Origin of the sequence: Streptomyces tendae (genome assembly GCF_014650435.1) — a bacterium.
Taxonomy (GTDB): Bacteria; Actinomycetota; Actinomycetes; order Streptomycetales; family Streptomycetaceae; genus Streptomyces; species Streptomyces tendae.
This window is the reverse complement of record NZ_BMUY01000007.1, coordinates 335,681-359,107: the sequence shown is the minus strand read 5'-3', so window position 1 is coordinate 359,107 and position 23,427 is coordinate 335,681. Positions and strand designations below refer to the sequence as shown.

At 68.6% G+C, this 23,427-nt stretch carries 21 protein-coding genes; 16 read left to right on the top strand and 5 right to left on the bottom strand.

Annotated features, from left to right (window positions below; translation table 11 throughout):
- Nucleotides 1-33: 33 nt before the first annotated feature.
- Entirely contained in the window at nucleotides 34-489 is a 456-nt protein-coding gene (locus IE258_RS20790) for a nuclear transport factor 2 family protein (RefSeq protein WP_161378597.1), read from the top strand.
- Nucleotides 490-617: 128 nt separating this feature from the next.
- Here the strand turns inward: IE258_RS20790 and IE258_RS20785 are convergent, their stop codons facing one another.
- Nucleotides 618-2,435: an asparagine synthetase B family protein gene (locus IE258_RS20785; RefSeq protein ID WP_189745617.1), complete on the bottom strand. Its 1,818-nt coding sequence runs from the start codon at nucleotides 2,433-2,435 to the stop codon at nucleotides 618-620.
- 68 nt (nucleotides 2,436-2,503) lie between these two features.
- Nucleotides 2,504-3,937 (bottom strand): pyridoxal phosphate-dependent decarboxylase family protein, encoded by a 1,434-nt coding sequence (locus tag IE258_RS20780; protein ID WP_189745615.1) that lies wholly within the window; start codon nucleotides 3,935-3,937, stop codon nucleotides 2,504-2,506.
- Between the two features lie 218 nt (nucleotides 3,938-4,155).
- On the opposite strand from IE258_RS20780, the gene IE258_RS20775 reads away from it, so the two are divergent.
- The 6 genes from IE258_RS20775 (at nucleotide 4,156) to IE258_RS20750 (ending at nucleotide 9,130) form a co-directional block, all read left to right on the top strand.
- Nucleotides 4,156-5,244, top strand: a complete 1,089-nt coding sequence (locus tag IE258_RS20775; RefSeq protein ID WP_307851638.1) for an acyl-CoA dehydrogenase family protein — start codon at nucleotides 4,156-4,158, stop codon at nucleotides 5,242-5,244.
- 42 nt (nucleotides 5,245-5,286) lie between these two features.
- On the top strand, nucleotides 5,287-5,808 hold the full coding sequence (locus IE258_RS20770; RefSeq protein ID WP_189745613.1) for a hypothetical protein: 522 nt from the start codon (nucleotides 5,287-5,289) through the stop codon (nucleotides 5,806-5,808).
- Complete coding sequence (locus IE258_RS20765; protein WP_189745611.1) at nucleotides 5,805-6,377, top strand: flavin reductase family protein; 573 nt, start codon at nucleotides 5,805-5,807, stop codon at nucleotides 6,375-6,377. The genes IE258_RS20770 and IE258_RS20765 overlap by 4 nt, the downstream gene beginning before the upstream one ends.
- A gap of 6 nt (nucleotides 6,378-6,383) precedes the next feature.
- Nucleotides 6,384-7,373 (top strand): VlmB-like protein, encoded by a 990-nt coding sequence (locus IE258_RS20760; protein ID WP_161378603.1) that lies wholly within the window; start codon nucleotides 6,384-6,386, stop codon nucleotides 7,371-7,373.
- A gap of 99 nt (nucleotides 7,374-7,472) precedes the next feature.
- Nucleotides 7,473-7,808 carry a VOC family protein gene (locus IE258_RS20755; protein WP_189745609.1) on the top strand — a complete coding sequence of 112 codons (336 nt, stop codon included), beginning with the start codon at nucleotides 7,473-7,475 and terminating at the stop codon, nucleotides 7,806-7,808.
- 131 nt (nucleotides 7,809-7,939) lie between these two features.
- Nucleotides 7,940-9,130: a methylated-DNA--[protein]-cysteine S-methyltransferase gene (locus tag IE258_RS20750; RefSeq protein ID WP_189745607.1), complete on the top strand. Its 1,191-nt coding sequence runs from the start codon at nucleotides 7,940-7,942 to the stop codon at nucleotides 9,128-9,130.
- A 58-nt stretch (nucleotides 9,131-9,188) separates the two neighbouring features.
- On the opposite strand, the gene IE258_RS20745 is transcribed toward IE258_RS20750, so the two are convergent.
- Nucleotides 9,189-9,350 carry a hypothetical protein gene (locus tag IE258_RS20745; protein WP_189745602.1) on the bottom strand — a complete coding sequence of 54 codons (162 nt, stop codon included), beginning with the start codon at nucleotides 9,348-9,350 and terminating at the stop codon, nucleotides 9,189-9,191.
- Nucleotides 9,351-9,400: 50 nt separating this feature from the next.
- Nucleotides 9,401-10,399 (bottom strand): bifunctional lysylphosphatidylglycerol flippase/synthetase MprF, encoded by a 999-nt coding sequence (locus IE258_RS20740; RefSeq protein ID WP_189745600.1) that lies wholly within the window; start codon nucleotides 10,397-10,399, stop codon nucleotides 9,401-9,403.
- 363 nt (nucleotides 10,400-10,762) lie between these two features.
- On the opposite strand from IE258_RS20740, the gene IE258_RS20735 reads away from it, so the two are divergent.
- Genes IE258_RS20735 through IE258_RS20710 form a run of 6 tightly spaced genes read left to right on the top strand, consistent with a single transcriptional unit; the run spans nucleotide 10,763 to nucleotide 18,924 of the window.
- Nucleotides 10,763-11,881, top strand: coding sequence for a sulfotransferase family protein (locus IE258_RS20735; RefSeq protein ID WP_189745598.1), 1,119 nt, complete (start codon nucleotides 10,763-10,765; stop codon nucleotides 11,879-11,881).
- Nucleotides 11,882-11,910: 29 nt separating this feature from the next.
- Nucleotides 11,911-13,140 (top strand): ABC transporter substrate-binding protein, encoded by a 1,230-nt coding sequence (locus tag IE258_RS20730; RefSeq protein ID WP_189745596.1) that lies wholly within the window; start codon nucleotides 11,911-11,913, stop codon nucleotides 13,138-13,140.
- 42 nt (nucleotides 13,141-13,182) lie between these two features.
- Complete coding sequence (locus IE258_RS20725) at nucleotides 13,183-14,898, top strand: thiamine pyrophosphate-dependent enzyme (protein WP_229892288.1); 1,716 nt, start codon at nucleotides 13,183-13,185, stop codon at nucleotides 14,896-14,898.
- Between the two features lie 4 nt (nucleotides 14,899-14,902).
- Nucleotides 14,903-16,264, top strand: a complete 1,362-nt coding sequence (locus tag IE258_RS20720) for a cystathionine beta-synthase (protein WP_189745594.1) — start codon at nucleotides 14,903-14,905, stop codon at nucleotides 16,262-16,264.
- A 30-nt stretch (nucleotides 16,265-16,294) separates the two neighbouring features.
- Complete coding sequence (locus IE258_RS20715) at nucleotides 16,295-17,464, top strand: Glu/Leu/Phe/Val dehydrogenase dimerization domain-containing protein (RefSeq protein ID WP_189745592.1); 1,170 nt, start codon at nucleotides 16,295-16,297, stop codon at nucleotides 17,462-17,464.
- A gap of 41 nt (nucleotides 17,465-17,505) precedes the next feature.
- Nucleotides 17,506-18,924 carry a class-II fumarase/aspartase family protein gene (locus IE258_RS20710; RefSeq protein ID WP_189745590.1) on the top strand — a complete coding sequence of 473 codons (1,419 nt, stop codon included), beginning with the start codon at nucleotides 17,506-17,508 and terminating at the stop codon, nucleotides 18,922-18,924.
- A 32-nt stretch (nucleotides 18,925-18,956) separates the two neighbouring features.
- Here IE258_RS20710 and IE258_RS20705 read toward each other — a convergent pair whose 3' ends face one another.
- Nucleotides 18,957-19,706: an SDR family NAD(P)-dependent oxidoreductase gene (locus IE258_RS20705; protein WP_189745588.1), complete on the bottom strand. Its 750-nt coding sequence runs from the start codon at nucleotides 19,704-19,706 to the stop codon at nucleotides 18,957-18,959.
- A 116-nt stretch (nucleotides 19,707-19,822) separates the two neighbouring features.
- On the opposite strand from IE258_RS20705, the gene IE258_RS20700 reads away from it, so the two are divergent.
- From IE258_RS20700 to IE258_RS20690, 3 genes are read left to right on the top strand one after another with little or no spacing between them, the layout of a single operon-like run.
- Entirely contained in the window at nucleotides 19,823-21,253 is a 1,431-nt protein-coding gene (locus IE258_RS20700; protein WP_189745586.1) for a cation:proton antiporter, read from the top strand.
- Complete coding sequence (gene cysD / locus IE258_RS20695; protein ID WP_189745584.1) at nucleotides 21,231-22,169, top strand: sulfate adenylyltransferase subunit CysD; 939 nt, start codon at nucleotides 21,231-21,233, stop codon at nucleotides 22,167-22,169. Before IE258_RS20700 ends, cysD begins: the two co-directional genes overlap by 23 nt.
- Nucleotides 22,169-23,410: a sulfate adenylyltransferase subunit 1 gene (locus IE258_RS20690; RefSeq protein WP_189745582.1), complete on the top strand. Its 1,242-nt coding sequence runs from the start codon at nucleotides 22,169-22,171 to the stop codon at nucleotides 23,408-23,410. Before cysD ends, IE258_RS20690 begins: the two co-directional genes overlap by 1 nt.
- The last annotated feature ends 17 nt before the right edge of the window (nucleotides 23,411-23,427 follow it).

The following is a 23,427-nucleotide window of genomic DNA, read 5'->3' as shown; positions in this document are numbered from 1 at the left end:
TATCCCGCTCCACCCATCAACCTGGAGGACACCATGACGCTGCCCACCCCGAACCGGCTGGCGGAGGCGTACGTCAAGCTGTGGAACGAGCCCGACCCGGGCCTGAGGCGGGAGGGTGTCAAGAAGCTGTACACCCCGGACGCCACGTACATCATGTACCGGCGTGACCCGTTCCACGGTCACGAGGTGATCACCGAGCAGATCAAGTACACCTACGACATCTACTTCCCGCTCGGCTACCACTTCCAGTCGTGCTACAACGCCGTCGGGCATCACAACCTCGTCCGGTTCAACTGGGTGATGGTGTCGGACGAGACGGCCGAGGTGGAGATGGCGGGCCAGAACACGGTCGTGTTGGCCGAGGACGGCCGGATCCAGGCCGACTACCAGTTCCACGAGAAGATCCCGACCGCGTTCGTCTACAACGACGGCTACGAGGAGACGGGTGTGGTGACCCGGCCGGCCAAGCCCACTTTGGTGAGCAACTGATCCGCAGGACCCGGGCCTCGCGACCGGGTCCAAGACACCTGGGGGGCGCTCCGCACTTGGTGCGGGGCGCCCCCCAGGTGTGCGTTTTGGCCCGGCGTGGGCGGTGCCGGCACGGCGGGCGGGTTCGTTCAGGCGGCCGCGAGCGCCGATTCCAGCAGCGCGTCGTCGCGCGGCTGGGCCGGGCGCAGCACATGCAGCTCCTGGTTCCACAGCTCGTAGACGAGCAGGGCCCACAGGGCCTTGGCCCGGCTCGCGGAAGGCTCCTGGAACTGGTCGGCGAGCAGAGATTTCACGGCGGCCGGGTCCAGTCGGCCGTCGCCGCGCAGGCGGCCCGAGGCCAGCGTGTCGTGGGCGAGCTCCATCAGAGGGGTGCCCGGCGCGAGCATCGCCTCAAAAGGGCAGGTGCGGGCGGCCGGGGGCCGGCGCAGCAGTGTCTCGGGCAGCAGCTGCCGGCCTGCCCCGTACGGTGTCGCCGGCCGGCGCGGGGCGTCGGCTGAGCCGTGGCGCGGGGCGGCCGCCATGGCGGGCTGCAGGAACGGCAGCCGCGCCTGAACGGCCCATGCGGCGCTCAGGTGGTCGAGCCGGCGCAGGTGGGCGGGGAACAGCTGGCCGGTCTCGAAGTCGGTGACGGCCGTGGACCGGTCGGCCGGGTCCGAGGCCAGGGAGGCGGCCAGGCGGTCGGCGGTCGCTCCGAGGAGTTGCAGGTACTCCTGGTATTCCGCCGTGTAGAGGGACTCGCGCAGCGGGCGGGGTACGGCTGCCAGTGACTCGACGTACGGCGAGATCCAGTTGCCGCCGTCACGGCGGGCGGCGTCTTCCTGGGAGGGCACTGTCGGTGTGGCGGCGAACAGCGGGTCGGCCCCCTCTGCGGTCAGGGCGACGGTGAAGCCCGCCTGCCTGACGGCGCGGAAGGCGGCGTAGGTGGTGATCGCGGCGGGATCGGCGTGGGGCTGGCCCAGGTGCCAGATCGTGCGGGGCAGCAGTTCGGGCAGTTCAGCGGGGCTGATGATGACCTTGTGGTGGAGGGCACCGCCTCGCTGGGCCACGAGGCCTGCGGCGGTCTGTTCGGCGACGGACCGCCGGCCGCCGTAGGAGACGTGGAAACTGTTCAGGGGCGCGGCCTCGGCCTCTGTCTGGTGCCGGGCCGCCACCGCGGTGAGCAGGCGGGAGCCGGGTTCGTTGGTGAGCACGGAGCAGACCGGCACATGGGTGCGGGCGAGTCGGCCGACCTCTTCCTGGAGTGCGCTCTCGCGCGGTGTCACCGCGGCGGGCCGTGCGAGAGAAGACCGCCGCCACACGCGCAGGCCACTGCCGCCGCCGGCCACGGCGAGCGCTGCGGGCGGCAGGGTCCTGATGCCTTTGAGGATGGTCTGGTTGCCCAGACAGGTTCCGGTCGTCAGGTATTCGTCCAGGCCTGCTTCCCGCTCCTGCGCGGGAACCTGGGAGAAGGCCAGCAGTCCGGGCAGCTCGGAGGAGAGGTGCACCTTGCCCTCGGCACTGGTGTGGTAGTACAGGGTCTTCATGCCCTGTTCGTCGGTGGCCAGGACCAGTTTGGGCTCGGCGCGCAGATCGATGAGGGCGATCGCGAACATCCCCTCGAGGTGCTGCGCGAAGCCTGTGCCGTACTCGGCGTAGAGCGCCGGCAGCAGGGTGCCGTCGCAGCGGTCGACGAGGCGGTGACCGCAGGCCCTCAGGCGGCGCCGCAGGCTGGGGTGGTTGTAGATCTCCCCGTCGAGTACCGCGACGATCCCTGGCAGATGGGGCAGCCTGTAGGGCTGACGGCCCGTTTCGGGGTCGGTGGATGCGAGCCGGTTGCAGCCCAGTGCCCACCCCCGGCCCTTCGCGATGCCTCTGCCGTCGCGTCCTCCGTGGGCCTGGCGGCTGGAGGCGGCGGCCAGTTCCGAGTCTGTGGCCCTGGCGGCGAACGAAGCGAAGATCCTGGACACGACGAGCCCCTTCAGTTCCATCGGTTCTCGGTGGAGATCGTTGAGTCGGGTCGGGCGGGGCGGTCGGCTCACGCGGAACCGGTGGCGGGGGGCGGCGGTGCGGAGGCGGTGCCCCTCACCCGGGCCAGCGTCTTGCCGATCTCCTCGACGGTCCGGTCGACGTCCGATTCCGTCGTGCGCCAGGAAGTGACGGAGATACGCATCGCCAGCACGCCGTGCCAGGTCGTCTCCCCGAACCAGCAGACGCCGCCGGTCTGCAACTGCTTGATGACCTTGCGGGTGAGGGTGTCGTCGTCGCCGAAGCGCACCAGAACCTGGTTGAGCACGGCGTCGTTGAGGATCTGGACCTGCGGCAGGGACTCCAGCTTCGTGACGAAGCGGCGGGTGTTGGCGCAGCAGTGGTCGATGATGTCGGCCACCCCGGTGCGGCCCAGGGTGCGCAGGGCCGCCCAGACCGGCAGGCTGCGGGCCCTGCGGGAGAGCTCGGGGACCCATTCGATCGGGTCGCGCTCTCCCGGGACTCCGGCGGGAAGGTAGTCGGCACGTGTGTGCAGCATCGCGGCCTGATGTGCCTGCGGGTGGGCCACGAAGACGAGTCCGCAGTCGTACGGCACGTTCAGCCATTTGTGCGCGTCGGTCGCCCATGAGTCGGCGCGCTCGACCCCGGCCACCAGATGGCGCAGGGCGGGGCTGGCCGCGGCCCACAGGCCGAACGCACCGTCCACGTGTACCCAGGCGGAGTGGCGGTGGGCGATGTCGCTGATGTCGCCCACGGGGTCGATGGCTCCCGAGTTCACGTCGCCCATCTGTGCGCAGACAATGGTGGGCCCGTGGCAGTCGGCCAGGACGTGTTCCAGCTCCTCGACGCGCAGCCGGCCTTCGCCGTCGGAGGGCACGACGTGCACCTGGTCGGTGCCGAAGCCGAGGTAGCGTAGCGCGAGGTCGATCGTCAGATGGCGCTGCTCGCCGACGACTATGTGGATGGGCGGGGCGCTTTGCAGGCCGCGGCGTTCCACGTCCCAGTCGGCCGCGGCCAGGACGTGGTGGCGTGCTGCGGCCAGTGCGGTCACGTGTGCCATCGCGCAGCCGGTGGGGAAACCGACGGAGGTGTCGGCGGGCAGACCGAGCAGGTCGATGAGCCAGCCGGCGGCGATGTGCTCGGCGGTCGCCACGGCGGGCCCGAGGTCGAAGATCCCGCTGTTCTGGTCCCAGGCAGTGGTGATCCAGTCGGCGGCAATCGCGACGGGCAGGGTGCCGCCGACGACGTAGCCGAAATAGCGGGGGCCGGAACTGGCGACCACACCGCCCTCGGCCGCGGCCCGTCCTAGCAGGTCGATGGTCTCGGTGGGCGACGCCGGCCGCTCCGGCAGCGGTCCGCCCAGCAGCTTCATGAGCTCGTCGGCCCCGGCGGTGGCGCCCACATGCCGCTCAGGCAGCCCGGCCAGGTAGTCCATGGCCTGCCCGGCTGCGTGCGCCAGGATTTCCCTTTCACCAAGATTCATTTCACCGAGAATATGACGTGCCCGCTGACCTGGCGCTGACAGCCGCAATGCCCGTGCGGCCGATTTCAGGGTCAGTTGAACGTCAGCCCGATATCAGTCGCCTGCTGGCATAGTCCTTTGTGACGGCCGTCCCGTCCATGCATACATCGCTCAAGGAGGGCGCGGCGATGCGATTTCTTGACTCCGCGCACGAGTCGTGTGAGAAATTCCATCCGGGTTTGACAGCGGCCCTCGAGGCCATTCCGCTGGCGGAACGTGAAGCTGCGGACAGCCGGGTGCTGGAGATATTTCGTGCCCACGGCGGTGCGGGGCTGCTGGTGCCCAGGGCGTACGGCGGGCAGGAGGCCGATCCGGTGGGCGCGGCCCGCGCGCAGCGAGCCCTCGGGGCGCTGTCACCCTCACTCGGGGTGGCGACGGTCATGCACCACTTCACCGTGGCCATGCTCTTCAGTCTGGCGGAGACGGCCGACCGTCTGACCCCCGCCCAGACCAAGCTGCTGGCCTCCATCGCCACGGACGGGCTGCTGCTGTCCTCCGCGTGGGCGGAGGGGCGTACGGACCAGAACATCCTGCTGCCCTCGGTGGTGGCCGAGCCGGTCGGCGACGGCTACCGGGTCAACGGCGAGAAGAAGCCGTGCAGCCTTTCGCGGTCGATGGACCTGCTGACCGCCAGTGTCGCGATCACCGACGAGGAGGGCCGGCAGAGTCTGGCCCTGCTGCTCATCCCGGCGGACTCCCCCGGTATCACCGTCGAACCGTTCTGGGCGACGCCGGTACTCGCCGCCGCACAGAGCGACTTGGTGCGGCTGACGGATGTGATGGTGCCGCAGGAGCTGGTCATCGGCAGCACTCCGGAGGACCAGCGCCGGCTCGATGATCTCCAGACGGCCGGTTTCACGTGGTTCGAGTTGCTGGTCACCTCCGCGTACACGGGTGTGGCGGCGACGCTGGTGAGCCGGGTGCTCCAGGCCCGCCGGGGAAGCGAGAGCGATCGGTCCGCTCTCGCGGTGCGTCTGCAGGCGGCCGTGGACCTGCAGGAAGGCGCCGCTCGCGCCATCGCGGGCGGGGTCGAGGGCGACGAGGCGGTCGCCTTGGTCCTGGTGGCCCGCTACGCGACGCAGGATCTGCTCGCCGCCGCCGTCGACGCCGCGACGGAGATGCTCGGCGGCATGGCCTTCGTCGGTTCCCCCGACGTCGCCTACCTCGCCTCCGCGGTGCGGGCGCTGGCCTTCCACCCGCCCTCTCGCGGAAGCCTTGCGACGCAATTGGTCGATTACTTCGAGGGAAACCCGCTGCACCTTTCCTGATCCTTGTGTCCGCTGGCCACGTGCTGATTTATGGAGGGAACCGTGGATCAAAAGAACCCGTTCGAGACACCCAATACGTTCCGGTTGCACCGGGCGGAGTATCTCGTGGGTTTCGCGCTGTCGATCGTACTGATCATCGTTCATTTCGGAGAGATCCGCTGGATCCCCTTCATCGCGCTGTTCGCCTACATCGACCTCATCGGCTACATCCCTGGCGCCATCGCCTTCCGCCGGAGTACCGACGGGCGCATCTCCAAGGTCTACTACGTGCTGTACAACAGCATGCACAGTCTGGTCACCCAGGGTGCTGTAGTGGGGCTGTGGCTGTGGCTGGCGGGGCCCGAGTGGGCGCTGCTGGCGATCCCGTTCCACGTCCTTGGGGACCGCGGACTGTTCGGCAACTTCCTCAAGCCCTTCGGGCTGCCCTTCGAGCCGGTCGCCGATCCCCTGTACGACAGGATCACTGCGCAGATGCGCGCACGCACCGCCGGCGCCGGAAGCCGGGTGCCCGGGCCGGCCGTCGCCGAGCACACACCCGGCGTCGCACAGGAAGCCGGACTGTGAATTCCACACCCGCCGCCGCGGCGGTGGCCACGGCCCGCGGCATCCAGGGCGCCGGCTCCGAGGCCGGCCGCCGGGCGCTGCGCCGCTTCGCCTCGGGCATCACCGTGCTGACCGTCAACCACGACGGTGTGCGGCACGGCACCACTGTCAGCGCCGTGGTGGCCATCTCCCGCGAACCGTTGCTGCTGGGCGCCTGCCTGCGGTCCTCTTCCGCGTTTACTGCACTGGCCCGCGAGGCGGGTGTGTTTTCAGTCAATGTTCTGTCCAGTGAACAGGCGTCCCTGGCACGGCAGTTCGCCGTTCCTGGCCGGCACCGGGGCGACGCGCAGTTCGCCGACGTGAAGTGGACCACGGACAACATGACAGGCGCGCCGCTGATCGACGGCTGCCTGGCCCACATGGCGTGCGCCCTGACCGGGGACCAGGAGATCGGGGATCACCATCTGCTGACGGCGGAGGTGCTGGCCGGGGACGCGGGCCAGGGGGCTCCGCTGCTGGCTTTCGCCGGGCAGCTGTGGCACGAGGGGCTTGCGGCCCTGGACACCCGCACACCCAAGGACAAGGAGTGAACTGCGATGACCGCTGACATACCTGTCGAGGCGGACTGGGACGAGGCACCCGGCCTGCTGGAGGGCGCCGGCTCGCTTGCGCTGACGGTCGAGCAGTGCGACCTGGCGTACTGGTTCTCCGCCGTGGCCCAGGGCACCCTGCGCAACCGCCCGCTGGGGTACTCGCCGTCGGCCCGCACGCCCGACCACATGCGCGAGCCCGGTCCCCTGCGCGAGGCGCTCCGGCTGGAGCTGGCCTACCGGGCGCTGGACGAGGAGTCCGCCACCAAGGTGCTGGCGGACTACGTGGCCACCGCGCCGGGCACTGCCGAGCTGGAGTTCTTCTCCACCCAGCTGCTGGACGAGGCGCGGCACCACATGATCTTCCGCAACCATCTGGTCGACCTCGGCGTGCCCCGGGGCGAGCTGATGCCGTGGATCCGCGAGGTCGGCGCGGACTACGAGCAGCAGGTCCTGCGGCCGATCAGAGAGTTCGCGCAGCAGGTGACGCGGGAGGAGCAGGACTTCATCGGCGGGGTCGTGGCGTTCGCGGTCATCATCGAAGGGGTGCTGGCCGCCTCCACCGAACTGAGCGAACGCAAGTGGGGGGTGCTCGATCCGGTCGCCGGGGAGATCGCCCGCGGCGCCGCGATCGACGAGATCCGCCATCTCGCGGTCGGCAGCTCCATCGTGCGCGAACACCTGCTCGAGCACCCGGAGGACCGCGAGCACATCATGGGGGTCCTGCACCGCGGCCGCGCGCTGTGGGGCGAGATCAACGACCGGGAGTTCGTCATGCACCGCGAGGAACTCTTCCAGGAAGGCATGCTCCAGCACCGGGAACTGCTGACGGACTTCGAGCTGTTCCCGGGGTGCCGGATGCTCGATACCACTCCGCAGTCGCGATGGGACCTCGCGGCCCGCTGGAATGACGAACTGGCCGAATCTCGGCTGAAATACATGGGGATCCCGGAGGCAATCGATCTTCTGCGTGCACAGGCTCCCCGCATCCTGTAGTTTGCCGTGTCACACATACCTGCAGCAGTCGGTTGTCTGGCATGCCAGACAACCGACTGCTGTCCGCACGGAGTTAATCCGCAATAGGAGAAACAAGAGATGGCCATCCAGATCGGTAACGTCTGTGTTGACACCAACGACCTGAAGCGCGCCTCTGAGTTCTGGCAGGCGGTGACCGGGTACAAGGTTTCGTCGTCCGACGATTCCACGGTGTACTTCGAGGACCCGGAGCAGAAAGCGTCCGGCCTGTCGCTCCAGTTGGTCCCCGAGAAGCGGCAGGGCAAGAACCGACTGCACCTGGACTTCTTCACCGGCGACCTGGACGGTGAGGTGAAGCGCGTCAAGGGCCTCGGTGCCACCGAAGTCGCCTCCCATGACGGCTGGGTAGTTCTGAAGGACCTGGACGACAACGAGTTCTGCATCTGTGCGGCCTGACGGCCTGCAGTGAACAGTGCGGCGGCGGTCCAGCATGTGTTTGTGCTGGACCGCCGTCGCACTGCTGCATTCTTGGCCGGCCTGCTCGGGCCTGCCCCCGCACGGGCAGAAATGCGAAAGGAACGCGTTGGATGAACTGTGGATTCACCCTTTTCGACACCGCCGTCGGCACCTGCGGGATCGCCTGGAGCGAGCACGGCGTCACCTGCCTGCAGCTGCCGGAAGCCGACCGGGCCCGTACCCACGAGCGGCTGCTGAGCATGGTTCCCGGGGGGCTGGAGAGTACGCCGCCGCCTCACGTGCGCGGTGCCATCACCGCTGTGGTGCGGCATCTGCGCGGCGAGCCGGGGGACCTGGCCTCTGTCGATCTGGACATGTCGGGGGTGCCGCCCTTCCGCCGCCGTGTCTACGACACCGCCCGGGCCATTCCGGCCGGTGAGACCCTCACCTACGCGGCGGTGGCCGAGCGGATGGGGAAGTCGGGTGCGGCACGCGCCGTGGGCCAGGCGCTCGCCCGTAATCCCTTCGCACTGATCGTTCCCTGCCATCGCGTGGTGGCCGCGGGCGGCAAACCCGGCGGCTTCTCCGCGAGCGGCGGCGTCACCACGAAACTGGGCCTGCTGGCGATCGAACGTGCCGGTGCGCAACGCCCCGCCGAGGCCGGCGGTCCGGCCGGCGCCTACCCCTTCGACCCGGTCACCGCGGTCGCGTATCTGCGTGCCTCGGACCCCGCGCTCGCCGACCTCATCGACAGTACCGGTCCGTTCGCCATGCCGCTCAACGAGGCGGCCAGCGTTTTCGGCGCGCTCGCCGAGGCCGTCGTCCACCAGCAGCTGTCGAACAAGGCGGCGGCGACGATCCACCGCCGTGTCCGTGCGCTGTTTCCCGATTCGAGCGAGGGCCTGCTGCCCGAGCAGATCCTCGGCGCCTCCGACGAACAGCTGCGCTCCGCGGGTCTGTCACGACCGAAGCTGGCATCGCTGCGCGACCTCGCGCACAAGGTGGATGCCGGTGTGCTGCCGGAGCTGGCGGCGATCCGGGGGATGGACGACGAGGCAGTAATCCAGTGCCTGTCGTCGGTGCGCGGCATCGGCCGGTGGACCGCGCAGATGTTCCTCATGTTTCGTCTGGGCCGGCCGGACGTGCTGCCGGTGGACGACTACGGCATTCGCAACGGCTTCTCGATCGCCTTCGGGAAGGCGGCTCTTGCCGGGCGCGAGGAGATCGAGACCCGCGGTGCGCGGTGGCGTCCGTTTCGCACGGTGGCGTGCTGGTACCTGTGGGAAGCGGTGGAGCGCACCAAGCGGGGGTCCTCGGCCTGAGTCCGACAGCCCCGGGGGATCCCGGCGAGGCCCCCGCCTGGTGCGCTCACGGGTGTGCTCACTCGGGCACGGACTCGATCGCCGCCGCGCGCAGCAGCGCGTCGAGTTCGGCGAGTGCTGCGTCGGCGGCTGCTCCCGCCGCTTCGTCGTCGGGAGCCGCGGCCACCGCTCCGAACAGTTCGAAGACGTGCTGCCCAGCGGAGTCGATCCGGTCGGACATCTCTGAATACCCCGTTCGTCGTCTCGGGACTTGGCGAAGAGCGCGCGTGGTCACACCGCGTTGCAAGCACGGAAGATGTGCACGAGTGCCGGAATGCTCGCCCCGTTCTGGAAGGCGACGTACTCCGGGAGGATGATGTCGGGGGCCCACTTCTCCTTGTAGGCGAGCTGGGTCTGCGCCGGGTACACGCCTTCGCCGAACTGCCACAGGTGTCCCATGAACCAGTGGAAGGCCTCGCTGTGCCCGGGCAGCTGCGGTCGCACCTGCAGCGACGTGAAGGGCGTGAATCCGAAGTGGAGGTAGCGCGTGCCCTCGGCCTTGAAGGTGTCGATGGCCGTCTTGTTGATCGCCTCCATCACCCCGGGGGGCGAGTCGGGATGGCGCCGTGTCAGGTCGTGGAGCCAGCCGGCCTGCGCACCGTAGACGGGTGAGTAGGTGATGTAGCCGACGAGTTTGTCGTCCAGCACGCCGACGAACAGCCGACGCAACGGCTGGTGCTCGCCGCCGTACTGGCCTATCAGGAACTCGAGGGGCTTCGTGCCCTCGCCCTTGGTCCCCAGCCAGCTCTTGTCCAGCTCCCGCATCTGGTCGTACCACGGTTCGAGCGGGACTTCGCTGATCTTCAGACCGCTGCGCAGCGAGCGGGAGATCTTGTTGCGCAGTTGCATGAACGCGGTACCGCGCAGGGAGAAACCCTCAAGGTCGATGGCGTACGAGGCGCCGATCTGATTGACCGTGAAACCTTGGGCGAGATAAGGATCCGCGTCGGCGCCCTGGAGCTGTACGGTCACGATCTGGCGGCTCTGTTCGTTCGCGAAGGTGACGAATTCCTGGAGCAGGCGTGCGCGGGTGTCGGCCGGTGCGAACGGTCCACCCAACTGGACCAGGTACCTTCCTGCGGTGCGGTACACGATGACTCCCGGCGAGTCATCCGATTCGAAATAGCTGTTCCCGCTGTTGACCGCGAGGAAGGCACTCGGATTATCTGCGACTGTATATCGCTGAATGGCTTCGAGTGCCCTGTCGGATTCTGTTGTGACGGTAGCCATGCCCACCTCCGTTCTTGTCGGACCATGGCGCCTCAGCATTACGTCAGTTATCGCACAACTGCCGAGCGCTCCACAAGGCTTTCTGGGCTCCAACAAGGTCAGTTGTGCGTCAGCGGCATGTCAGGCGCAGCCATCTAGCATGAGCCTGTCGATGCTGAAGCGTCGGGGCAATGAGATTGCGCAAATGGCAGGGGATCCTCTGCATGGAATTTCCCCTAAAAGTCATCGGCGGCCGGGCCGGCTCCGGCTCGGCAGTGTCTGCCAGGTCGGCGTTACCCGGGCTCCCATTCGCTGAGCGAAATATCCGCCGGAAGGCAGGAGCGCATGGTTTTGGACACGTCTGATCGTTCGTCGGTGAATCGTATGGATCTCGATCCGGCCTCGCTGGTGGCCGAAGCGCGTTGCATCGCGGACGACGACGGGGGAACGCCGCTGCGTTTCGTGCCGGATCTCACGGAACTGACCAGGGCTATCGACAGCGAGGCGCGGCTGCACGACCAGGGTCGTGCGCGCACGCGGGCCGCTCTGGTGTCCGCTCTGGTGACGCAGATCCGTGTCCGGCACATGACGGCGGCCGTGCCCGAGATCAGCAGCGTTCCCATCCGTCCGGTGTTCATCACAGGTCTGCTGCGCACGGGGACCACGTTCCTGCAGCACCTGCTCGCCCAGCACCCGGACCTGCGCTCCCCGGCGCTGTGGGAAACGATGGCGCCTGCCGCCGCCGAGGAGCCCGATGACCTCATCGCCGCGTGCGAGGCGTACATCGAGGAGTACTACCGGGCGGCTCCGGGTTTCAGGTCCATCCATCTGCTGCAGGCGCAGCTGCCCGAGGAGTGTCATCGGCTGACCGCCAGCTCTTTCCGCCACTCGATCTATGCGCTGCGCTACCGCGTACCGGGCTACTCCCGTTGGCTGCGCGGGCAATCCATGCTGCCGGCGTACCGCTTCCACAAGGACCAGTTGCGCTGCGTGCTGTGGCGCAGGCCCGGCGCGCCGGTGCTGCTGAAGTGCCCCTCTCATCTGTGGCACGCCGAGGATCTGGCCCGGGTCTACCCGAATGCCAAGGTGATCCGTCTGCACCGCTCGCCCGCCGTGGCAGTGCCCAGTGTGTGCAGCCTGACCTCGACTGTGCGTGCCGCACGCTCCGACGCCGTGGACCGCGAGGAGATCGGCCGTTACTGGCTCGACTATGCCGCCGAGGCCCTCAACCGCCTGCGGCGGGGCACCGGGCCGACTGCCACGGCCCCGCTCGACTTGAACTTCCGCGATGTCGTGGGCGATCCACTCGGTGCCGCCGAGCGTGTGTGCGACTACATCGGAGTACCGCTGACTGCTGAGGCCGGTCGCCGCATGACCGCTTTCATTGCGGCGGAGAACGATGCGACAACCGGCCGTCACACCTATGCCCTGGAGGACTTCGGTCTCACCGAGAGGGACTTCGAGGAGCGGTTCGCCCCGTACCGGTCCGAGTTCGGCATCTGAACATTCGCACCGACAGCAGGAGGAATCCCGTGGGCAGTGCCCAAACCACACACGAGGAACGTGCTCGGAGCAATATCGAGCAGGTCAACAAGCAGGCGGGCGCGAATCCGGTCCGCATCGGCATCGTCACCCCGCTGAACGAGCCGGGCGATCCCACGGCGGGCGAGCTGGTCACCCGTGGCGCCTTCCTGGGCGCGGAGTACGTGCGTGAGCACGGCGGTACTCGCGGCGGGCGGCAGATCGAGTTCGTCCTCTACGACGACCAGGCCACGGCCGCGCAGGAGGGCATGGCGAGGTCGTCGGCGGCCCAGATGACCAAGCTCGCCCTGGTGGACGGTGTCGTGGCCGCCATGGGGCAGTGGCATCTGCGCACCACTCCGTGGGTCGTCGACGTGGCGAGCCGCTACGATCTGCCGATCTTCGTCGAGAACGGGCACAGCCTGATCACAGCCCAGAAGCGGCGCAACGTCTTCCGCTCGTACTTCTCGATAGCCGACCGTGTGCCGGTGATGCTCGACTTCGCGGCCTCCCAGGGGATGCGACGGATCGGGCTGCTCGCGGCAGACACCGTCTTCGGGGCGCAGATGGCCGACACCTTGGTCGAGTACGGCACCCAGCGCCACGGCATGGAGTTCCTGCGGTTCGACTTCCCCCAGGACGACACCATTGACTTCCGTCACGAGCTGCGGGCCATCAAGGACTTCAAGCCGGACCTGTTCATCAACGGCGCCGTCATCAAGACCAACTACATGATCGTCGAGCAGGCGGCCGAAGTGGGACTGCGGCCCGGCATCCCGATGATGGTCACCTTCGGGTTCCCGCTGCGCTCGGACGACTTCTGGCGGCTGAGCGGCGAGAACGGGGTCGGCACGATGTGGCCGGCCATGCGCTACCGGCCGTCCTGGGAGGGGCTCACCGACATCGGGCGGTGGTTCATCGACCGCTACGTCGAGCGCTACGGCGCCTTCCCGCCGGACACCGCGCTGACGCACTTCACGGACGTCACCATCATCGCCGCCGCACTGGACGCGGCCCGCTCCGACAGCCGTGAGGATCTCCTCGACGCGCTGGAGACGATGGAGTTCCCCACCTGGCGCGGGCCGCTGCGTTTCGAGCGCGGCCCCGCGCACTGGCACCACAACGCCCCGGAGTTGGCGCTGCTGCAGTACCAGAAGTACCAGCAGAGCTTCGACGACTCGGCCATCATCTATCCGCCGCAGACCGCGACTGCCGCATACCTGCCTCCGTCGGCTGCCTGAGCCGGCCGGGTCACCATCCCCCATGTGTCGAGGAGACCGAGCGTGTCGACAGCAGTGACCACCGGCCGGGGCGAACAGCTGTCCACTGTGGCGCATACCGTGGCGGCCGGCCTGAGCGGACACGGCGTCGACCGTGTGTTCTGCGTGGCGGGAGAGAGCTATCTGCCTCTTCTCGATGCGCTGTACGACGTGTCGCAGATCGATGTGGTGACCTGCCGGCACGAGGGGTCGGCGGCGTTCATGGCCCTGGCCGACGCGAAGCTGACCGGGCGGGCCGGCGTCTGTTTGGTCAGCCGCGGGCCGGGGGCCGCCAATGCGGCGGTGGCGGTGCACGCCGCAGCCGAGGACGCCTCGCCCCTGGTCCTGCTGGTCGGTGATGTGCCGGTGCCGGAAGCGGATCGTGAGCCGTTCCAGGGGATCGATCTGGGGCGGCACTTCGGCGGCATGGCCAAGGCGGTCTGGCGGCTTCAGGAGCCCACGGCCGCTGCGGAGTTCGTGGCCCGGGCATTCCGTGTGGCCGAGTCCGGAACGCCGGGTCCCGTGGTGCTGGCCGTGGCTGAGGACGTCTGGCGCCTGCCCGGCGGGACGGAGGTCCCTTGCCGACGCACGGTCTGCGGGCCGTCCATCCCCGATCCGCACACCACCGACCGGATACGGAACCTGCTCGCCGCGGCCCGCCGCCCGCTTCTGCTGGTCGGCTCTCGGCTGGAGGGCGCCCAGAGCCGTGCGGTGATCCGCAAGGCGGCCGAACGTCACCAACTGCCGGTGGTGACGAGCAACAAGAACCAGCATCTGCTGCCTAACCGGCATGGCGCCTACGCCGGACATCTGCACAACAACACCCAGGCGAGCCAGTTCGCCGCTTTCGACCGGGCCGACCTGGTGCTGGCGGTGGGCACACGGCTGGACAACAGCACCACTAAGCGCCGCCGGTTCCCGACCGCGGCTCAGCCGTTGGTGCACGTCCATCCCGACGCTGGGCGCATCGGTCTTTTCCACCAGCCGGCGGTCGGCGTCGCGGCCGATCCGTTGGCGTTCATGCACCAACTGGCCCACTGGCCAGCCGACGACCCGGGCGGGGGCCGGTCGCAGTGGATGGCCGAGCTGCACGAGCTCGAGGTGGAAAAGGCCGTCTGGCATCCCGTACAGGCTGACGACGGTGTGGTCTTCGGAGGCGTGATCGCGGCTCTGGACGAGCTGACCGGCGGGGAGGTCACCGTGGTCGTCGACTCGGGCACCTTCACCAGCTGGACCTACCGCCATCTGCGGTTCGGCGAGAGAGGCCGACTGCTGGGCATCTCCTCCAGCTCCATGGGGTTCGCTGTCGGCGCCTCGGTGAGCGCTGCGCTGCGCAACCCCACGACACCGACCGTGGCCGTGGTCGGCGACGGTGGGTTCCTCATGAACGGAGGCGAACTGATCACCGCCTGCGCCCGCCGCCTGCCGGTGGTGTACCTCATCTCCAACAACAGCAGCTACGGCACGATCCGGCTGCACCAGGACAAGGACTTCCCCGGCCGGACCATCGCCACCGATCTGGCCAACCCCGACTTCGCGGCGCTGGCCGAATCTTTTGGCGCCCTGGGACTGACGGTGCGCACTCCGGCGGACGTCCAGCCGGCACTGGCCAAGGCGCTCGCCTGCGCAGGTCCGGCCGTGATCGAGGTGCGCACCAGCCTGGAGTTCGCCAGTGCCTACCGGCGCACGGGCAAGGGTTCGCCGGCCGGGCAAGGCCATGGCGGCAGGAACGGAAGGTAGCGCTGTGCACGCCCACGAATCCATCATCGACCTGATCGGCGACACTCCCCTGGTGCGGCTGCGGCACGTCAGCAAGGGCCTGGCACCGACGATCGTGGCCAAGCTGGAGTCCTTCAACCCCGGCGGTTCGGCCAAGGACCGTATTGCGCTGCGCATGGTCCTGGCCGCCGAGGAGGCGGGCCTGCTGCGCCCGGGCGGCACCATCGTGGAGCCGACGTCGGGGAACACCGGGGTCGGCCTGGCCCTCGTTGCCCAGCAGCGCGGCTACCGATGCGTGTTCACCTGCCCCGACAAGGTCTCCGCCGACAAGATCGCGGTGTTGCGGGCGTACGGCGCCGATGTGCGGGTCTGTCCGGCCGCGGTCCCCGTCGACCATCCCGATTCCTACCGGAGCACCGCCGCGCGGCTGGCCGCCGAGATCGACGGGGCGTACTCGCCGAACCAGTACGCCAACCCGGCCAACCCCGACTCGCACTACCACACCACAGGTCCGGAGATCTGGACGCAGACCGAAGGACGGGTCACCCATTTCGTCGCGGGCGTCGGAACCGGGGGCACCATCTCCGGCACCGGCCGCTATCTGAAGGAGGTCTCCCGGGGACGCGTGCGGATCGTCGGCGCCGATCCGGAGGGTTCGGTCTACTCCGGCGGCACCGGGCGTCCCTATGTCGTCGAGGGAGTCGGCCAGCCCTCGCTGCCCCGGTCCTACGACCCGCAAGTGGCGGACGACATCATCGCGGTGTCCGATCAGGATTCCATCGGCATGACCCAGCGGCTCGCCCGCGAAGAGGGCATCCTCACCGGCGGGTCGGGGGGCATGGCCGTGGCTGCGGCGCTGGCCGTGGCCCGCGGCCTGGGACCCAAGGACGTCGTCGTGGTGCTCATCCCCGATTCCGGCCGCGGATACCTGTCGAAGATCTTCAGTGCCGAATGGACTCAGCGCTTCGGCTTCACCGACCAGCCCGGGTCAGGGATCCGGGTCGGTGCTCTGCTGGAGCGCCGCGGGCACGGCCGCCCTTTGATGTTCGTGGACCCCGCCGAGAGCGTGGCGGGCGCCGTGAAGCTGATGCGAGAGCGGGCAGTGGCCCATCTCCTCGTGGCCGACGCGAGCCCTCCGGTACGGCTGCCCGAGATCCGCGGTGTCCTCACCGATTCCGGCCTCGCCCGCGGTCTGGCCCAGGGCAGCCTGAGCCCCGGTGACAAGGTCGCCGCCCATATGTCCCCGCCCCTGCCGGTCGTCGGCGTCGGCCAGTTGCTGGCAGACGTGATGGACACCCTCGACCGCGATGGCGCTGTCGTCGCCGTCGCCGGCGGCCTGCCCGAAGCGCTGATCACCACCAGCGACGTCCTGGCCCTCCTTGCATGAGCGACACCCACCAACGGTGAGAGGAACACCATGACACAGATCCTCAGCTACGAGGATTCCGCCCATGGGGTGCGTGGCTGGCTGGCGTACGACAGCACCTCCGGCTCGCTGGCAGCCGGAGGCTGTCGGATGCAGCCAGGCCTGAACCCGGACGAACTGAGTGCGCTCGCCTCCGCCATGACTCTCAAACAACAAGTCCTCGGGCTCAATGTCACCGGTGCCAAGTGCGGGATCGACTACGACCCCCGCGCACCGGGTGCGCAGCAGGCGTTGGATGGCTTCCTGTCGTTCCTCCATGACGAGCTGCACCATCGCTTCAGCATGGGCTCCGACATGGGCACCCGGTGGGACAACCTCCAGCAGCTCGCCGCCGCCCGCGGCATCCCCTCCATCAAGTACGCCGTGAAGAAGGCCCAGCACCTGACCGATGAGGAGTTCTTCACGCGCATGGCCCGCCTGGACGACCGGGTGGGCATGCTGACGCTCAGCCAGCGGCGGGCGGGGCACGTCCTCGCGCACGCGGCGATCGGCGGCGCCCGTGCCGCAGGCGCGGCCGGACCCGTCCGCGTCGCGTTGCAGGGGTTCGGGACGCTCGGCCGTGCCGCGGCGCACGCCTTCCTCGACGACGCAGTGCAGGTGGTGGCGATCGCCGACGAGCACGGCTGTGTCGCGGATGCACGGGGGCTGGACCTGGCCCGGATGCTGCACAGCAGGCCGGGAACACCCGTCCCGCAGCTCGCTCCCGAGCACGTGCAGCCGACACGCGAGTCGCTACTCGCCGTTCCCGCCGACGTATTGGTCCTGGCGGCCGGCGCCGACGCTGTCGACGCGGAATCAGCTGCCGGCCTGCCCTGTCCGGCGGTGGCCGTCGGCGCCAACTACGGCCTGAGCGAGACAACGGAGCAAGCCCTGCATCTGCGCGGAGTGCTGGTGGTGCCGGACTTCATCGGCGGCATCGGCGGCTCCGCCTCGATGGAGCTGCTCTTCGGCCCCGACCGGCCACCCACCGCCGAGCAGGTACTGGCCGGTTCCGCGCGTCTTGCCCGCCGACTCGTCGACGACCTGTTCACCACGGCCCGCCGGCACGCCGACACCCCTCGCCAGGCCGCGCTGCGCCTGGCGGCGCGGACCAAGATCGACACGGACGCGCCTGCGTATGGCCACTGCCCGTACCTCACGACCAGCGGCGCCCGGGCCTGATCCGCGCCCATTCGCCGGGTACCAGTTCACAAGGGGAAGACATGAGCCCTCATCCGCAACCGCACACCGCACACGAATCCTGTCGCCACGAACGCGGCCACATCACCGACTCCCGGTTCTATGGGAACCGCTACGCCTCCCCCGACAGCCGCCGGATCTTCTGCGATGTCTGCCGCAATCAGCGCTGGCTGGACATCGAAGCGGCCCTGGCCCAGGCGCAGGGTGAACTCGGCCTGATACCACAGGACATGGCGGACATCATCGCCAGCAGCGCGCGCACGGAACTCATCGACCTCGATGCCGTACAGCGCGAGATCGACAACTCCGGGCACTCGCTCGTCGGTCTCCTGCGCGTCTTCGAGGCGGCCTGCGGCCCCGAGGCGGGACAGTTCATCCACTACGGTGCCACGACTCAGGACATCCAGGACACCGGGCAGAGCCTGGAGATCCGTGACGTGCTCGACATTCTGCAACCTCAACTGGCCCGCCTCATCGCCGACTTGGCCGATCTGGCCGGGCAGCACGCGGACACGGTGGCCCTGGGCCGCACACATGCCCAGCCCGCTCTGCCCATGAGCTTCGGGCTGAAGGTGGCCGGCTGGACCGACGAGCTTCTGCGCCACCACGACCGCCTCGCGCAGCTGCGTGAGCGCGTCGTGGTGGCACAACTGTTCGGCGGGGCGGGCACCATGGCGGGATTCGGTGATCTCGGGCCCGCCGTTCTGGAGCGGTTCGCCCACCGCCTGGGACTCGGGGTGCCGACGACCGGCTGGCACGCCGCGCGTGACAGGCCGACGGAGTTCGTCCTCGCTCTGGCGATGGTCACCGGCACCCTCGCCCGGATCGCGGACGAGCTGCGCACGCTGTCCAGGCCGGAATTCGCCGAGGTGGCCGAGGCCTGGCGGCCCGGCAAGGTTGGCAGCAGCACGATGCCGCACAAGCGCAATCCCGAACGCCTGGAGCAGGTCGTGGTGATGGCCCGGCTGGCGAACGCCCAGGCCGGCGCCGCCCTGTCGGCGATGATCGGCGACCACGAGCGCGACGCGCGCGCCCTGCGTATCGAGTGGGCCTGCATACCCGACATCGCACACTACTGCCTGGCCGCATGCGGCATGATGACGGAGAGTGTTACCGGACTGCTGGTCCATACCGACCGGATGCGTCACAACACCGAGGCCGCCGCCGACAAGATCATGTCCGAGCGGCTCATGCTGACGCTGGGTAAGTACATCGGCAAGCAGCGCGCCCACGAACTCGTCTACGAACTCACCCAGCGCGCACAGCAGGAAGGCCGGCTCGTGCGCTCCCTTGTGGAGGCGTACCCCCAGATCAGCGGGAAGCTGGGGCCGGACGAACTGGAGGAGATCTTTGACGCGTCCAGCTACCTGGGCTCCTCCTCCGTGCTGACCGGCCGTGCCGTGGCCGAAGCCCGCAAGTCGCTTGCGGTGGACCCTCTGTGAACCTTCTCGCCGCTTCGGCCACGGGCTCCTGCTCAGCCTCGTCCGGTCACTGCGCCCCCGTTGATCTGGAGGATCTGGCCGGTGATGAATCCGGCGGCGGGGCCGGCCAGGTGTGCCACCGTCGCGGCCACCTCCTCGACGGTGCCGCCGCGGCCGGCCGGCGCCTGCCGGGACCGGTCGGCGTGGAACTGCTGGGACATGCGCTCACCGTAGAACTCGGTGTCCTGGATGTAACCGGGGGCGATGACGTTGACGGTGATCCCCTCGGGCGCCAGCCGCACGGCAAGTTCCGTCGACCAAGGGTGCAGTGCGGCCTTGGCGCCGCCGTAGGAGCCCGAGCCGCGCAGGGCCGCGATGGAGCCGATGGTGAGGACGCGGCCGCCAGGGCGGCTCAGCGCAGGCATGAGAGCGTGTGTCAGCAGCACGGCGGGAAGTACGTTGCCGGTGACGTTGACGAGCCAGTCACGGCGGACGTCGGCGAGGTCCTTCGGCGCAGTGGGGGCGAAGTTCCCGCCGGCGTTGTTGACCAGGACGTCCACGGTACGGCCCGTGGACGTGATGTCACCCGCCGCCCGCTCCACGTCCTGCAGCACGGTCAGATCCGCTTGCACGGCCCGGACCCGCTGGGCTCCCAGCTTCTCGTTCAGCTCGGCGGCGGCCCGTGCCAGGCGGTCCGCCCGGCGGCCGATCATCACGACGTCGGCTCCCTCGGCCGCCAGGGCCTCGGCCACCGCCCTACCGATGCCGGTGGCCGCGCCCGAGACAACTGCGAGTCTGCTCAACCTGGGTTCCTCCCCCCGCCGGCTGTCCGCCGGCGCCGTGCGCCCCTGCCTGGTTCCACGGCCGTGTTGCACCGCTCGCTGTACCGGCCTGTACCGCTTCCTGAGGATGCTCGGTCATGAGGCGCTATCTCGGTGTCTACTCGTTCATCGTACTGGCACCGGTCGTCGTGGCGGTGTGCATGCTCAGCTGGCTGGCCCACGGTTCCGGCAGCGGCGCCGCTGGCGTCGACTCCGGTTCCGGGGGTGACCTGCAGCTGTACCGACTGCTCGTGGCCACCTCGGTCGTGGTCGGTGTCGCGGCGCTGGGCGGAGCGGTTGCGCGGCGTTGCGGCCAGCCTGCGGTCGTCGGTGAGCTGGTGACCGGTTTGCTCCTGGGCCCCTCCGTGCTCGGCGGGATCGCGCCCCGGGCGCAGGAGTGGCTGTTTCCCACGTCGGTCCTGCCGCACCTGAACACACTGGCCCAGTTCGGCGTGGTGTTCTTCATGTTCCTGGTCGGAGTGGAGGTCCCCTCGGGCACGCTGCGCAAGAGCGGGCCCGTGGGGTTCCTCATCGGCCACGCCTCGATCGCGGTGCCGTTCCTCGCGGGCCTGCTCATGGCCTGGTGGCTGCACGGGCGATATCCCCCGGCGCATGCGAGCGAGACGGCCTTCTTGCTGTTCGTCGCGCTGTCCTTCTCCATCACCGCGTTCCCCGTACTGGCGCGAGTGCTGTCGGAGCGTCAGTTGCTGCGCACCCCGATCGGTGTGACCGGGCTGACCGCGGCGGGGGTCGGCGACGCCACCGCCTGGGGCCTGCTCGCGGTGGTGATCGCCATCGTGCGCGGTACGTCGCCGACCGCCGCCTCTCTCGCGGTGGTGTTCGTCACTGCTTTCGCGCTGGTGATGTGGGTGTTCGTCAAACCGCTGGTGGCCAGGGCGGTGGCGCGGGCCGAGCGCAATCGGCTGTCCCGTGACGGCCTGTGTGCCGCGCTGGTGTGCCTGATCCTGCTTTCCGCGCTCGCCACCGACCGCATGGGGGTGCACGCGATCTTCGGCCCCTTCATGGCGGGCGTCATCATGCCGCGGAACTCTCCCCTGATCAGTGAACTCAGCCGCAAGATCCAGGGGGTCACGCTGTGGCTGCTGCTGCCGCTGTTCTTCGTGACCGTCGGTCTGCAGACCACGTTGAGCACGCTGAACGGTGCCGGCCCCTGGCTGACCGCGCTACTGATCACTGTGGTGGCTGTCGTGGCCAAGATGGCCAGCGCCTCCGCCACCGCACTGGCGATAGGCGGCCACACCCGACGCGAGGCGCTGGCGCTCGGAGCGATGATGAACTGCCGGGGGCTGACCGAACTCGTCGTCCTCAGCCTGGGCCTCGAGTTGGGTGTTCTGGATGCGCAGTTGTTCGCGATGTTCGTGTGCATGGCACTGGTGACAACCGCCATGACCGGGCCGCTTCTGCGCCGGCTCCTCCCGGCGCCGGCTGCACCAGGGCCCGACGACCGCAGTGACCGGCTTCCCGCCACGAAGGAAGTGAACCGTGATGCCCACCTCCGTCGACCGTGACACACCCCGGGCCATACCGGCTGTGGATGTCGAACACCTCGCCGCCCTTGAGGCGGAGGCGATCTTCATACTCCGCGAGGTCGTCGCGGAATCGGAACGGCCGGCCCTGCTGTTCTCCGGGGGCAAGGACTCGATCGTGATGCTCCATCTGGCGCAGAAGGCCTTCGCGCCCGCGCGGATACCGTTCCCGCTGGTGCACGTGGACACCGGGCACAACTTCACCGAGGTGCTGGAGCTCAGGGACAAACTCACCGCTGAACTGGAGGCGCAGCTCATCGTGGGCAGCGTGCAGGAGGCGATCGACTCCGGCCTGGTCGCCGAGCCTGATTCCGGTATGCGTAACGCGATCCAGACACCCGTCCTGCTCCAGACGATCGAAAGGCACCGTCTCACCGCCCTGTTCGGCGGCGCCCGCCGGGACGAGGAAAAGGCCAGGGCGAAGGAACGCGTCGTCAGTTTCCGTGACGACTTCGGCCAGTGGAACCCCAAGAGTCAACGGCCCGAACTGTGGTCCTTGTACAACTCCCGCATCCGTCCGGGTGAGTCGATCCGGGTGTTCCCCCTGTCCAACTGGACCGAACTGGACATCTGGCACTACATCCAGCGGGAGGACATCGAGCTCCCGGCGCTGTACTACGCCCACGAGCGGTCCGTCGTGAACCGAGACGGCATGCTGTTCGCGGTCCACGAACACCTGCCCGTCCGGCCTGGCGAAGAGCCGTACATCGCGCAGGTGCGCTACCGCACCATCGGTGACACCTCTTGCACCGCGGCCGTCGGCTCCGGTGCCACGACGGCGGCGGCCGTCATCCAGGAGATTCTCACCACCCGGCTGACCGAGCGCGGAGCCACGCGCGGCGACGACAGGGTCAGCGATTCGGCCATGGAGGACCGCAAGCGCGAGGGGTATTTCTGATGAACATGCTGCGAATCGCCACCGCCGGTTCGGTGGATGACGGGAAGTCGACCCTGATCGGCAGGTTGCTGTACGACTCGAAGTCGCTCTTCGACGATCAGCTGTCCGCGATCGAGGCCGTCTCCAGCGCACGCGGCGACGACTACACCGATCTGTCCTTGCTCACCGACGGACTGCGCGCCGAACGCGAACAAGGCATCACCATCGACGTCGCCTACCGGTATTTCTCGACGCCGAGACGCAAATTCATCGTTGCCGACACGCCAGGGCACACCCAGTACACCCGCAACATGATCACCGGAGCCTCGACGGCCGACCTGGCGCTCGTCCTGGCCGACGCGCGGAAGGGACTGGTGGAACAGAGCCGCCGGCACGCGTTGTTGTGCACCCTGCTGGGCGTCAGGCACCTGGTCCTGTGCGTGAACAAGATGGACCTCGTCGACTTCAGCCAGGCGCAGTTCGAGGAGCTGCGTGCGGAGTTCACTGACTACACCGCCGAGATCGGCGCGCGGGATGTCACTGTCATCCCGGTGTCGGCGCTGCGGGGCGACAACGTCGTACACCCCTCGCCGAACATGCCGTGGTATGACGGGCCTGCTCTGCTCGCACACCTGGAGAACGTGCCCGCCACATCTGTCACGGACTCCCTGGGTGCCCGGCTACCGGTCCAGTACGTGATCCGGCCGCAGTCCACCCGCGTCACCGACCATCGCAGCTATGCCGGCCAGATGGCTGCCGGTGTGCTGCGTACCGGCGACGAGGTGCTGGTCCTGCCCTCCCGTGCCACCACGCGAATCACCAGGATCAACTCGCCCAGCGGCTCCGTTCCAGAAGCCCGCCCGCCCATGTCCGTCACGGTCGAGCTCGCCGACGAATTCGACATCTCCCGCGGAGACCTGCTGTGTCACCCGCACGACACTCCGGTGGTCTCCCAGGAGTTGCAGGCCCTGGTGTGCTGGATGAACGAGAGCCAGGTCCTTGACCCGACCCAGAAGTACGCGGTCAAACACACCACGCGCACGGCGCGCGCCATGGTGCGACAGCTGGGATACCGGCTCGACATCAACACTTTGCGCGAAGAGCCGGCCAAGAGCCTTGCAGTCAACGAGATCGGCAGTGTCCGTCTTCGCACCACCGTCCCGCTGACGTTCGATTCCTACCGGCGGAACAGGACCATGGGCGGATTCATTCTGATCGATGAGTCCACAAACCGTACCGTGGGCGCCGGAATCGTCACCTGATTCAGGCGCCTCCCGGG